This window comes from Chitinophaga sp. SVR4-12A (genome assembly GCF_056754765.1).
In genome coordinates this window covers 5281074-5293939 of record NZ_JBPGWP010000001.1, presented here as the reverse complement: position 1 = coordinate 5293939, position 12866 = coordinate 5281074, and the positions used below count along the sequence as shown (strand labels likewise).

The 12866-nt window shown below is 49.0% G+C and carries 9 protein-coding genes; 2 read left to right on the top strand and 7 right to left on the bottom strand.

The genetic code is table 11. The annotated features are described in order from the left end of the window. Positions 1 to 3: 3 nt before the first annotated feature. On the bottom strand, positions 4 to 1740 hold the full coding sequence (locus tag ACR9Y8_RS21505; protein WP_481215314.1) for a RagB/SusD family nutrient uptake outer membrane protein: 1737 nt from the start codon (positions 1738 to 1740) through the stop codon (positions 4 to 6). 7 nt (positions 1741 to 1747) lie between these two features. Next, positions 1748 to 4978, bottom strand: a complete 3231-nt coding sequence (locus tag ACR9Y8_RS21500; protein WP_481215313.1) for a SusC/RagA family TonB-linked outer membrane protein — start codon at positions 4976 to 4978, stop codon at positions 1748 to 1750. A gap of 402 nt (positions 4979 to 5380) precedes the next feature. Here ACR9Y8_RS21500 and ACR9Y8_RS21495 point away from each other — a divergent pair, with 402 nt between their 5' ends. Then, on the top strand, positions 5381 to 6145 hold the full coding sequence (locus ACR9Y8_RS21495; RefSeq protein WP_481215312.1) for a DeoR/GlpR family DNA-binding transcription regulator: 765 nt from the start codon (positions 5381 to 5383) through the stop codon (positions 6143 to 6145). A gap of 3 nt (positions 6146 to 6148) precedes the next feature. Here ACR9Y8_RS21495 and ACR9Y8_RS21490 read toward each other — a convergent pair whose 3' ends face one another. Further along, entirely contained in the window at positions 6149 to 6841 is a 693-nt protein-coding gene (locus tag ACR9Y8_RS21490; protein ID WP_481215311.1) for an outer membrane beta-barrel protein, read from the bottom strand. Positions 6842 to 7055: 214 nt separating this feature from the next. Here ACR9Y8_RS21490 and ACR9Y8_RS21485 point away from each other — a divergent pair, with 214 nt between their 5' ends. Continuing rightward, positions 7056 to 8027 (top strand): aldo/keto reductase, encoded by a 972-nt coding sequence (locus tag ACR9Y8_RS21485; protein WP_481215310.1) that lies wholly within the window; start codon positions 7056 to 7058, stop codon positions 8025 to 8027. A 20-nt stretch (positions 8028 to 8047) separates the two neighbouring features. Here the strand turns inward: ACR9Y8_RS21485 and ACR9Y8_RS21480 are convergent, their stop codons facing one another. The 4 genes from ACR9Y8_RS21480 to ACR9Y8_RS21465 all read right to left on the bottom strand — a co-directional run bounded on the left by ACR9Y8_RS21480 (position 8048) and on the right by ACR9Y8_RS21465 (position 12831). Next, entirely contained in the window at positions 8048 to 8791 is a 744-nt protein-coding gene (locus ACR9Y8_RS21480) for a hypothetical protein (protein ID WP_481215309.1), read from the bottom strand. Between the two features lie 85 nt (positions 8792 to 8876). Then, positions 8877 to 9701 (bottom strand): hypothetical protein, encoded by an 825-nt coding sequence (locus ACR9Y8_RS21475; RefSeq protein ID WP_481215308.1) that lies wholly within the window; start codon positions 9699 to 9701, stop codon positions 8877 to 8879. A 45-nt stretch (positions 9702 to 9746) separates the two neighbouring features. Beyond that, positions 9747 to 11744, bottom strand: coding sequence for a beta-L-arabinofuranosidase domain-containing protein (locus ACR9Y8_RS21470; protein WP_481215307.1), 1998 nt, complete (start codon positions 11742 to 11744; stop codon positions 9747 to 9749). 127 nt (positions 11745 to 11871) lie between these two features. After that, complete coding sequence (locus ACR9Y8_RS21465; RefSeq protein ID WP_481215306.1) at positions 11872 to 12831, bottom strand: hypothetical protein; 960 nt, start codon at positions 12829 to 12831, stop codon at positions 11872 to 11874. Positions 12832 to 12866 lie beyond the last annotated feature (35 nt).

Below are 12866 nucleotides of genomic sequence, written 5' to 3'. Positions count from 1 at the left end.
TCGTTAATTAGACCATCCCGGGTTCTGCTCCAGGTTGCTGTTCAAAATAATCTCATTATAAGGGATAGGATAGAAATATTTATAGTCTTCAAACTTACGCACCAGGTTGCTGAAGAGCACCAGGTTACCGCTGGTACCGCCGCTCAGCTTATACTGCACATTGTCTACCAGGAAGTAATATACGCCCGGCACTTTGGTAGCAGGGATGCTTTCCACGAAAGACACATCCATCTTGTTGTCCTCGTTCAGGTCTATCAGTGTATTCAGCGCGGGAACGTACATACCGTCGTACTGGTTCTCCAGGAGCTTGGCAGCGCGCCAACGTTTCAGGTCGTCATAACGGAAACCTTCGAGCGAGAGCTCTATGCCACGCTCGCGGCGGATCTCCAGCAGCACCGGGTTGGAGATGTCAGGATAGTAGTTCTGCTGCAGATAGGTATCTGCTGTAACAGGGTAAGGTGTGTTGGTAATGCCCGCGCGCTTACGTAGTAAGGCAATGGTGGCATCCCAGTCGGCAGCGGTGAAAGTGCCTCTCTCTGCTTTTGCCTCAGCGAAGTTCAGGAGCACTTCTGCATAGCGGATGATGGGAAGGGAGTTGAAGTTCTCGGCCACACCATCCGTAGCCTTGGAATCCAGGGTGAGCTTGATAGGCATATAACCGCTGTAGGTATAGGTAAAATCAGGTGGAGCGATGGCGCCGTCGCGGGTATAGTTGCCCATGCGGATGGATTGCTTCAGGCGGAGATCGCGGTTCTTTACTTCTTCGTTGAAGGGAATGTTATTATAGCCTGCCTGTGCGGTAAACGGAGTACCGTCTATCTTTAAATAGGTGTTGATGAACTTTTTGATGAAGCTAAAGCGGCCGCCATAGGTGGCGCTGGTCCAGTACCAGTTGGCATCGTTGAACACGCGGAGGCTTTTGCTGTTCACGGCGGCCAGCAGCACTTCTGTGGTGTTGGGCACTTCCAGGGTGAAGAGGTCGCGGTAGTTCTTATCGGGAGCGCCGGTCAGCAGTTTATACTGGTTGCTTTTCATCAGGTCGTCTGCTGCTTTGATAGATTCATCCAGCCATTTATTGGCGGTAGCGGCTAATCCCAGCTGCGTTTGATATTTGCGGAAGGTACCCTCAAACAAACATACACGGGATTTGAAAGCCAGGGCCACCCAACGGGTTACGGTGGAGGCATCTTTGTCTTTCGTGCTGCGAAGGTTGGCGCAGGCAAAATCCAGGTCGGCCAGGATGCTGTCCAGCACCAGGGTACGCGGATCGCGGGGCTTGAACAATTCAGGATCATTGACCTCGAGGGCTCTGCCATACCAGGGCACATCGCCAAACTGCTTTACTTTATCGAAGTAGAACCAGGCGCGGAAAAAGCGGGCCAGGCCCAGGTAGTGATTCATGGCTTCTGCCGTTATTTTGGCATGAGGCGCATGCTCCAGGAAATAATTCACTTTCCGTAAAGCGCTCCAGCTCCAGCCAGTAGCTTGTGTGGCGCCAAAGCTGCCGTAGATGTAAGTGGAAGGCGTTCTGCCTACCAGGTAATCACTGAGCTCATCTCCCCTTACAATATCGTTGCCATCGGGCAGATCGAGGTAGAAGGAATTGGCATACAGCTGCAGATCCTTCTCGGTGTTGAATGCGTTCTCTGGTGAGAGCTTATCCACCGGTTTCAGGTCCAGGTTATGATCACAGGCGGTGAGCATGACCATCGCGATGAGTATATATAAAAGACGTTGCATGTTCATTTTATTTGAATGTGACATTGATCCCAAACGTATAGGTTTTCAGCATCGGGTAGCTCATCCCGTTTCCGGCGCCGGAAGCGAGCTCCGGATCGGCGCCTTCTATCACTTCAGGGTCCATTGTTTTGATATGCTTATACATGGGGCTCCATACCCAAAGGTTTTGTCCGCTGAGATATACGCGCACGTTAGACATACCTGCCCTTGAGATCAAACGTGCAGGCAGGTTGTATCCCAGGCTTACGTTTTTAAGCCGGATATAGGCTACGTTCTGCAGGTACTTTGTTTGCGGCACCGTGAGCTCTGCACGTGAGTTCAGCGCTGTATAGCCACGCAGGCGGGGGAAGTAGGCATCCGGGTGCTGTTCAGACCACATGTTGTTCACTACATCTTCCGGCTGCCAGCTGTAAGGGCGGTTGTAAGGTCCCCAGATCAGGGAGTTATCGGTACCGGGCCAGAAATCGCGCTTGCCTACGCCCTGCAGGAAGAGGGACAGGAAGAAACCTTTCCACTCCATGTTGGAGTTAAAGCCATAGGTATAACGCGGTGTGGTATTGCCGATCACCCTGCGGTCGCCGGGGTTGGACAAGGAGCCTGCACCTTCATCGATCTTTCCGTCGCCGTTGAGGTCTGCAAACTTGATATCGCCGGGCAGCGGCTTGTTAAGGGCAGATACGCGGATAAAGCTCTGGTCGATACCGCGGGTATCGATCTCGTGCTGGTCTTTATAATATCCATCTGTTACAAAGCCCCAGATGTCGCCCACCTTCTGGCCTGCGTAGTAAGTGTTGATCAGGCCCAGGGGATTGTTAAAACGGGTGATGGTGCTTTGATTATCCGACAGCACGAAGCGAAGATCGTAGCTGAAGGCATTCCGGTCTTTCGGCTTGTTACGCCATCCGATAGAGAGCTCCCAGCCTTTTGTATCGAGGTCTGCATAGTTGCCTTTAGGCTCGGCTGCGCCGAATACGCCAGGCAGGGGCAAACCATCAGTGAACATATCTTTTGTTTTGCGGGTATACCAGTCAAATGTGGTCGTCAAACGATCGTCCAGGAACACCATATCCGCCCCAAAGTTCAGGGTAGTGGCCTTTTCCCAGGTAAGACCATCGGGGATCACATTGGGATGCTGTGTATAGTCAGGACGGATGCCGTTAACGATACGCGCGGCCTGGCTTACCCCCATCGATTCCAGGAACTGGTATGGATCTACGTTACCGTTGCCCAGTGTACCATAGGAAGCGCGGAGCTTAAGATCGGAGAAGATTTTGTAGGGCAAGGTCCAGAACTTTTCTTTAGATACACGCCAACCCGCGGAAGCAGAGGGAAAGAAGCCCCATTGCTGGTTTTGCGGGAACTTGGAAGTACCGTCGTAACGGCCGTTCACTTCCAGGAGGTAACGTTCATCAAATACATAGTTCAGGCGAAAGAAGCCGCCGATCGTTCTCCACTCATTGCCACCACCACGTAAGGTGAAGTTAAGGCCGTTGGTGAGGGAGAAATCAGGGAGCTCATTATTGATGATGCCATCGCGCTGTATGTACCTGCTGGTGAGCTTGGAGTTCTCGTAGTTATAGCCCACCATCGCTTTGAAATAATGTTTGCGGATGGTTTGCTCATAATCTGCATAGAGGTTGGCCGCCAGGTAATTGGTCTTATCGTCATCCTCATTCAGCTTGCTTTCGCCACGCTCCAGCATGGCGCCGGGCTTTTTGCTGTAGGGAACGGGGGTGTATATACGTTTCTCCACATCATTGAGGCGCCAGAAAGTAAAGTCTCCATTCAGGTGGATCCTGTTCTTAAACAGGCCTGCCGTGAAACGGGAAGTATTGCGGATCTGCATCCTGCTCAGTTCTGACTGGTTGTTACCGCTGATGAAGCTACCGAATACGATGGAGGCGTTCTCAGTAAGCGTGCCATCAGGATTGCGCAGCATGGCGATCGGGAAGGCTTCGTCGGATACCCTTCTCCATACCGGTGTATTGCCGGGATGGTTCAGGATAGGATAAAAGTAATTGGTTTGTGTAAAGCTCAGGTCATTCTCAATCTTTAACCAGGGAAAGGCCTGTACGGAGCCCCGTGCCCGCAGGTTGTAGGTTTTAAAGTTATCAGGATTATAACGGAAGATGCCTTGCTGCGACATATACCTGCCGGAGAGATAGTATCCTACATTCTTGCTGCTGCCGGATACGCTCAGGTTATGCTCCATGGAAGGATTGTTATCTGCATAGAGCTCTTTCAGCCAATCTGTATTGCCGTAGTATACATAATCGCCGGTGGCGGGATTGATATCTGTTTTAGGCAAGCTGGGATCGTCATTCCGGCGCTTGAGCTCATCCAGGTAATCCAGGGAGAAGGGAAACACGGAGTTCACCTTCTGGGCATGGGCGGTGTAGTCGTTCCAGGAAGTGAAGGCGTCGTCGAATGTTTTGGCCCACTGATAGCCGTTGGTGACCATCTTAGGTTTGATGGTACGTTCGTTGAGGGAGAAGTTGCCTGAATAGTTGACTACTGTCTTATCCTTTGCAGGGCTTTTAGTGGTGATGAGGATCACGCCGAAGGTACCGCGGGCGCCGTAGATAGCTGCTGCCGCGGCATCTTTCAGCACGGTAACGCTGGCGATGTCGTTCGGGTTTACCAGGTTAGGGTCTCCGGGAACGCCATCTATTAATATCAATGCGCTGCCCCCAGCTCCGATCGACGTTGTGCCGCGCACGTTATACTCTGCGCCCCTGGTAGGTTTACCATCCGTCATGCGGATATTAAGGTTGGGTATAACGCCCTGCAGGCCGCGGGTGACGTTGGTAAGCGGGCGGTTCTCGAATACTTCGCTGCCTACCTGGTCTACTGCACCGGTGAGATTTACCTTTTTCTGGGTGCCGTAGCCTACCACTACGATGTCGTCCAGGTTACGGGCGCTGGGTTTCAGCTGAATGTTGATGGTATTGCGTTCGCCTACGGGTGTTTCCGTTTCGGCGAAGCCTACAAAAGAAAATACAAGGATGGCGTCGTTACCGGGTACGGTAAGCTGGTATTGTCCATTTATGCCGGATACAGCGCCGGTGCTGGTGCCTTTTACTCTTATGTTCACACCAATGAGTTGTTCCCCCTTATCATTGGTTACCAATCCCCGCACGGTTCGCTGCGTTTGTCCGAACAGTACAGACGGCAGTACAAGCAGCAGTAGTCCCAGCACGTGCCTGAGGCGCATGTTAGTGCAGCTATGATTGTTCATGTTTTAAACTGGTTTGTTGTGTGTTTTTCTGATCGTTTTTAAGGTATGATAGCATTTCAGTCAGGGCCTGTGTACACCAGGGCCTCCGGCTGTTATTTCCTATCAGTCGTGGAATCCATACAGTACTAATTGAACTACTTTAAAGCGTTGGTGCGAAAGTAGAGTTTAAAGTTTATTAAAGTAAATTAAATTAAAGTTAAGTAATAGTTTTAATAAAAGTAAAGTTTATTAAATATTTTTTCTTTCAGTGGTAAAGGGGCTATCTACCCCACCCATCAGCTGTTATCTCTACCGGGATAGGCTTACTGCTGGGGAATGAAAGAGAATAATCCCTTTTTCTGCTTATAAAATCTTTATATTTGGTGAAAGTTTTTTTAACATAAATAAGACCACGGATCCTTTATGAATATTACAGACAGGCATCAGCTTATTTTACAGAAGCTGCAGGAGAATGGAAGAGTAGATATCCAGGAGCTGAGCGACTCCCTGCAGGTATCCGGTGTGACCATCCGGAAAGACCTGAAGCTGTTGGAAGAAAAGAAGCTGCTGTTCCGTACCAAAGGTGGTGGCTCTACTCAAAACCCGTATACGATCGAGAAGCCGATCAATGAAAAGGAGTTTATTAAAACGGAGGAAAAGAAGAAGATAGCAAAGGCTGCCATGAACCTGATCGGGATGAATGATTCTATTATTGTAGGCTCAGGCACCACTACATTTGAGCTGGCCCGCGCGCTGTATCCTTCCAAACATATTACGGTGATCACCCCTGCGCTGAAAGTGGCGCTGGAACTTTGCAACCGCCCGCATGTGGATGTATTGCAGATAGGGGGCCTTATTCATCAAAGCTCTTCTTCTGCCGCGGGGTCTTTTGCAGAAAGGTTATTGGATGATATATCCTGTGGGGTATTATTTATAGGGGTAGATGGGATTGATCCTGAATTTGGCTTATCTATTTCCAACCTGGCGGAGGCCAGTCTTATAATGAAAATGATCACCCTCGCACAAACGGTAGTGGTAATGGCTGACAGCTCCAAGTTTGACCGGAGGGGCATTGGCCGCATCTGCAGCCTGGAACAGGTGGATTATATCATTACTGATAACCTGGTATCGCCCGATACGGTAAAAATGGTGACCGACCGTGGTGTGAAGGTGATCATTTCAGATTAGCTATCAAAAGCACCATCTTACGCCAGCGGATACATCCAGCCTGGTAAGGGTTTCGCGCTGGTTGTCTTCCAGGTTCACTTCTGTTTCACCGGTACCATCATTATACTTCATGCTGCTGAGCGATCCTCCTATAAGGCCCAGGTTGGCACCAATGCCAAAATGCGGGGTAATCATATAATCCAGGCCTAGGTCAAATCCAAAACCAACCGTTCCACCAGTAATGGTGAGCGGGTCTACGAGCACTCCGTTGTCAACATAGCGCAGGTAGCCGATGGAAATCCCGCCAACTAAAACGAGCTTATTATCGGCAAAGGCTTGCCTTGACCAGAACTCCGGCGCGAAGTAATGAATATTGATCTTGTCCTGCATCAAACCCGTCTTCGTTTGCCCGCTGGTGGTGGTAACGGTTACATTGTCTATTTCATTTTTTGCATGAAAGTACGCGTACTTCAGACCAGCGCCGTAATTCTGGCTAAAGAAGTAAGCGCCGTCCACACCCAGGTGAATGCCGGACTTCAATCCTTTGATATACTCTTTGAGATAAGCTTCTCCTACATCAGCTGTTTTGCCTAAGCGGTAGCTCCATCCCCCCTGGAAGGAGACGCGGAAGCGCGGAAGATCGTCATCTTTGTGCTGGGCCTGCACGGAGGTAATACATGTTACCAGGAAAATTGCTGCAATAAAAATTTGTTTCATATTATTTCATTGGTTTTATAGGGACATGCTCTTGTGTTGTACTAATCTTGTCTGGTTGCCACGGGGTCAGCTTTCAACTTCGACGCTTAATTGTCGCAAAGATATATAATTAATTATATACTATGTTAAAACATAGCAGGCAGCAATTCCGTAAACTATGTTTACTTTAGATGCAGGATATCTTTAAATTCCACATTACAAAACCAGATTTTTTATGCAATACAGAACATTTGGCAGAACTGGCTGGAAAGTGAGTGAAGTAGGCTATGGCATGTGGGGAATGGCTGGTTGGACAGGCTCGGAAGAAAAGGAAGTGAACGATGCACTGGACAGGTCCATTGAATTAGGCTGCAACTTTTTTGACACTGCCTGGGGGTATGGGGAAGGCCTTAGTGAGCAGATATTGAATAACACTATCAAAAGGCATCCCGGTAAACGCTTATACGTAGCCACCAAGATACCGCCGAAGAACTTTACATGGCCTTCTAAACCGGAATTCAAACTGGAAGAGGTATTCCCGGCAGATCATATTGTGGAATACACGGAGAAGAGCCTGAAGAACCTGGGTGTTGAAACTATTGACCTGCAGCAGTTCCATGTATGGGAAGACAACTGGGCCCAGCTGGATGAGTGGAAGGAAGCAATTACCCAATTAACCAAAGCAGGAAAAGTACAGGCCTGGGGCATCAGCGTAAACCGCTGGGAACCGGATAACTGCCTGAATACATTAAAGACGGGGCTCATAGACGCCGTACAGGTGATCTACAACATCTTTGACCAGAACCCCGAAGATAACCTGCTGCCACTGTGCCGCGAAAAGAATATTGGCGTAATTGCCAGGGTACCTTTTGATGAAGGCACACTGACAGGTACCTTTACCAAGGAAACCACTTTCCCCCAGGGCGACTGGAGGGCTACTTACTTTGTTCCGGAAAATCTCAATTCCAGCGTTGAACATGCTGATGCGCTGAAACCACTGATCCCTGCAGGGATGACCATGGCGGAAATGGCTATACGCTTTATCCTCAGCAATCCTGATATTGCGACCACCATACCGGGTATGAGGAAGATAAGGAATGTGGAATCGAATATGAATTGCAGTGATGGCAAAGGGCTGCCGGCGGAGCTACTGAAAGAGCTGAAAGGCCATCGTTGGGATAGAACACCTACAAAATGGTCGCAATAAGTAAAAAGAATAAATATTTTTTACTGTTTTACCATTGCACGTTTCAATACCTGCACCACCAGTGTATCATGGCGATTAATACCGCCATCAGCATCCAGTTCGGAGATCATCGCCTTGTTAAAGAGCATGATACCTTGTGTTGAACTATAGGTAGTTGAATTGGCCATTCCAAATGGCGTAGGGACCATTTCATCTACCGATACATAAGCTACCACATAAGGGATGGAATATTTACCATCTGCCACCATTACGGGGGTCAGCTCACGATATTTGCAGGGCGTGTTATAAAAATCTGAACATACTGTTCTTGGGCTGTGCAGCGGCACGAGGCTCATCAGCCGTTTGGCTTTCCCGTCACCGACAGGCTGGCTGACAGACGAATCTATTTCGGCGATCAGCAATTGGGAGGCGGACTTTTCTATGATCTCGGCGTTCCTGAAGCCCAGCTGGATCTTATTTCCTTCTTTAAAGTGCATGGAAAAGGAACTAAAGTTGTCTCCCGGAACAGGAGATATAAAAGTAAACTTGTCCAGTATGTTCCTTCGGGTTAAGTACTCGGTGATCCGACGCGTGTCCCTGATGGTGTCTGTACCAGTATACATCACCGGCCGTTCTGCCGTGAGCGTGGAGGCGGGAGAGTAGTTTTCAGTGCCGTAGCCGTCATCATCCGGTCCTTTGTTGTCGTTATCCTTTTTACAGGACAGGGAAAATAAACAATAAAAAGCGGCCACAAACATGGTTGAAATGGCGGGTGTTGTTCTCATATAGCGCTATGGGTTTATTGGATAAAAGGAGAGCGCGAAGATATAGTTTTCTTCGCGCTCATCACCATAGTATACGTATCGTATTTTAATAAGTGTATTGCCGTTCGAAACGCTTTTCCCGTCTCTTTTTTGGTTTAGCGGCGCCTTTAACCTCTACCTTGTAGATAGTTTCATCAATGCAATTGCCTGAAGCATCGTATAGATACTCTGCTTCAAAAACGTCCAGGGGGCCGTTGGCCTGTTTGCTGGTCCATTTTACCACATCGCCCTGCTCATTGTAAACAGTTCCTTCTGCCGGGTGTAAGCGGGCATCTTTAAAGCTGATCTTCAGCGTATCAGTTGAAACCTTGTTCCCCTCGTTATCCAGCACCGTTGTAACAACGCTGTTACGATCATACAAATAGGTAGCGGTTTCTTTACCGATTGCGTTTCCCTGTCCATCTTCCAATGACAGCGCAACAGGATGTCCCTTTTCATCATTTGTGATCTTTGAGATCAGCATGGTGGCTCCATTCGCATCCTGGTCTGTTACACGGGTCAGAAAATGACTGGCATCATAGGTGTAGATCGTTGTTTCCTTGCCATTTCCTGTTTTGCCCCATCTTTCAAAGGTTCTTTCCAGGCATCGCCGGTTAACAGTATCATTTTTGTGAGTCAGCCTGGCAGTACGGTTGCCATTCTCATCGAAACGTTCTTCTGTCAGCAGCATTCCGGCAGCGTCGAAAACCTTGACAGACTTCTCTATCTTCTGAGCTTCCAGGCCATAGAAGGTCTTGGTTTCGGCGATCTGTTTAGGGCGCTTCGTTTTGTATTGTGTTTCCTCATTTAATTGCAGGGCGCTGTAGATATTCTGTCCCTTTACCACACCTGCCGTGAATACCAGCAGGAGTAAACTAATAGATCTTTGCATAGGTAATGTTAAAAATGGGCCGCAAGGTACGAAAAAAGTATAACTCTACCTTCTTATTACCGGAAATTGCGAGATCCTTAGATTACTGCATCCATATGGTATCAAGATAACTTCCTCTTCCTTTTCTGCCACTTCCAGCTGGAAGGTGTAGCTAAAGGGAATGGGCCCGGCCATCTCGTTATACAAGCCCCAGGAAGGAATTCGTTTAGCCTTTGTCTTTATAATGACCGGCGCATTTTCAGGATTCCAGGGATAGGCGGCCACTGTCTCCTTCTTCTCTACCTGGAAATTCCCGGCCAGTTCATTTTCCGGCATTTCCATCAGGCCGTAGTTCCAGGGAGTGGTGGGATATATTTCCTCGTAGCTATCGCCGTAGTCAATAGGGTCTTTGTCGTTCTTTATCATTTTGGAGGTCTCTCCTATCTTCAGGGCATATGTGAGGGGCCCGCGTTCTACTGATACGGAATTCTCATACCAGCTGTTACGGAAGATATGCATGGGCAATGTCAGTTCTACTACATCGCCGGGCTGCCATTCGCGGCTGATCTTAACGATAGCGCCAGCGGAAGGTTCCTGCCATACTTTACCATTGATCTTCACAATGCCTTTTTTACACCAGGCGGGAATGCGCAGGTGAAGGGGGAAAGCCGCTTTTTTATCCGCGCTCAGGGTAAAGCGGATGCTTTCTTCGAAGGGATAATTGGTTTCTTCTTTGAAAGACACAGGAACGCCGTTGGCAACCGTTGCTTTTATTTCGCTGGGCGCGTAGACCAGTGCAGCCAGTCCTTTATCAGGCGTGGCATACCACAGGTTCTGTGTGAATTTAGGCCAGCCCTGGTGCATATTGGACGTACAGCAAGGATAGCCGGTGAGCAGTCCGTAACATACATCCGTGCCGTGGTGGTTGACATCAAAGTTGCGTTGGTGCCTCGAGATCATAACCTGGTTAGCCTGCTGGAAATACTGCCTGCCCATGAAATCATCGGTGGCTTGTGTGGGCAGGGCATTAAAGGCGATCTTTTCCAGCTGGTCTGCATAGGATACATCGCCAGTGATCTCCAGTACATTTTCTAGCGTGTACATCATCTCAACGGCAGAACAGAACTCTGATCCCTGCGTAGGGTTATTACCGTGCAGGGCTTCATCTCCGCCATACATACCATGGGCCATACCGTTGAATTTCCGCAGGTCTTCAAAGCCCTTTCTGGTGGCATCCAGGTATTTCTTATCGGGATGATGCTGGTAATAGATAGCGGGTTCTTTCATTCCCTGCGCCAGGTTTACGGCGTGGATGCTGCCTGCGGTAGACAACATATCTGAATGTAAAAAGGCGTTGGTGAAGTCGAAGGTCTGTTTGTGCAGCAGATCGCCCAGCTGCAGGAGGAAGGGCTCATGCGTAATGTTGTACAGCCAGTATACTACCAGGAGGTTATCGCCAGCGCGGTAACGCGCCCAGAAGCTCCAGTGGTCGAGTGGTTTGGCGGGCAACTCTTTCAGCTGATAACGGAAGTAATTGGTGAGGAGGCTGATCACGCGTTTGTCGCCCGTGGCGGAGTAGTATTGCTGCAGCACTTTCAGCATCACCATCTTGGGCCACCAATCGTGGCTGTTATCGCGTTGCACGCCAGGTTCGGGACTATAATCTTTTGAGGGGCCAAAGTAGCCGTCGGGTTGCTGGCTGTTGATCGTCCATTCCACCCAGGGCTTCACCTTGGCGATGAGCGCCGTGTCATGAAGAATATAGGCCAGTGGCAGCAGGCCGTCTATCCAGTAGGGACCACGCTCCCACTGGTCGCCATCGCCGCCTAACCAGCCGTTGCGCTGGTTCATCACCAGGGGGTAGAGCTCGTCCAGGTGGCCGGTGGCGCCGTTCTTCTGGCGGATGAGCATTTCGCGCAGCCAGCCCTGGGGCTGAATGGCGCCTAAGGGAAGCTGGCTGTAAGGATGCTGGTGCTGCGATGTGCGGGCAGCTGTTTGGGTTTGTGCATGAACGTGAACGGCAAAGCATAGCAGGAGCGCTGGGAGTACAGATAATTTTTTCATGGAATTTAGCAATATGATCAGACAAGATAATAAATGATATTATTTTAACCCAACCCCTTAAAGAAGAGGTAAAAAAGAGCCGGAAGGCAAAATGCTTTCCGGCTCCTGTATCTTTAAAACAATATTATCAGAAATTAACGCTTTGGTTACCGGTGAAAGTGGTATCGGTTGGTACCGGGTTTACCACTGCACCTGTAGCGGGGATCGTTACATTCAAGGTTGTTAATACATTACGTTTGAATGCGATGGTTTTTGATCCAAGCGGAACGATACTACCATCCGGTTTCTCCCAGCTGAGTGTTACATTAAGAGGGTCGACGAATAACGAATCACGGTATTGTAATTCATTCGCCGTATAAATGAACTGCCTGGATGCAGCTTCGGCTGGTGTAAGGGATACCGGAAACATTTGCGAGTATACCGCTTTCAGTTTACCGGCGCTAAAGTTGGTTACATTGTATTTGATGCCATACACTATCCTTTTCATTGGCAGGTTAACAACAGACGGAGCTGCTGATGCTGCAAAGGAAACCTTACCAATATAGCTGTCTGCCTCGGAATGGGGGCTTTGTATACCGCTGGGAGGATTTAAAGGATCCACGAGGTTGATATAGCTCAATGTGTCTGTAGAAGCAGGATAGCCAATGACAGTATCCATCCTGTTCGTCAGGGGTCCACGAAACGGAGTACCGAACCAGGTATAACCACTGTGCATGGTGTAAGATAATCCGCCGCCGGTACCTTTCTTAACCGCCACTGCGCTCACCGTGATCGATCCGCTAGCAGGAATTTTCAGGAACATGGAATCGGTACGGCTAAAGATGCCTTCATAAACAGCCTGGCCATTTTTAAGCACGACAATAGCATATATCGTGCTATCCGCTATTGTTTTGGCGTTTTCGGAAACACCACCGGTCTTTCTGCCCAGTGGGGATTCTGTAGTAGTAATATCGCCGGTTAAGTTTAACTGAACCGTCAGCGGCTGCCCATCTATAGCAGGAGGCGTTACAGCTTCGTTCTCATTACTTTTTTTACATGAAAAAGTTGTGACCAGGACAATGGCCAGCAACAGTACTCTTGATTTCATAGATCAGGGTTCGGGTTTTGTTTGGGTTTAAATAA

Coding starts and splice junctions, on each gene's coding strand:
- ACR9Y8_RS21475 (WP_481215308.1), bottom strand. CDS start 9,701: ATGCAAAGATCTATTAGTTTACTCCTGCTGGTATTCACGGCAGGTGTG.
- ACR9Y8_RS21495 (WP_481215312.1), top strand. CDS start 5,381: ATGAATATTACAGACAGGCATCAGCTTATTTTACAGAAGCTGCAGGAG.
- ACR9Y8_RS21465 (WP_481215306.1), bottom strand. CDS start 12,831: ATGAAATCAAGAGTACTGTTGCTGGCCATTGTCCTGGTCACAACTTTT.
- ACR9Y8_RS21485 (WP_481215310.1), top strand. CDS start 7,056: ATGCAATACAGAACATTTGGCAGAACTGGCTGGAAAGTGAGTGAAGTA.
- ACR9Y8_RS21480 (WP_481215309.1), bottom strand. CDS start 8,791: ATGAGAACAACACCCGCCATTTCAACCATGTTTGTGGCCGCTTTTTAT.
- ACR9Y8_RS21500 (WP_481215313.1), bottom strand. CDS start 4,978: ATGAACAATCATAGCTGCACTAACATGCGCCTCAGGCACGTGCTGGGA.
- ACR9Y8_RS21490 (WP_481215311.1), bottom strand. CDS start 6,841: ATGAAACAAATTTTTATTGCAGCAATTTTCCTGGTAACATGTATTACC.
- ACR9Y8_RS21505 (WP_481215314.1), bottom strand. CDS start 1,740: ATGCAACGTCTTTTATATATACTCATCGCGATGGTCATGCTCACCGCC.
- ACR9Y8_RS21470 (WP_481215307.1), bottom strand. CDS start 11,744: ATGAAAAAATTATCTGTACTCCCAGCGCTCCTGCTATGCTTTGCCGTT.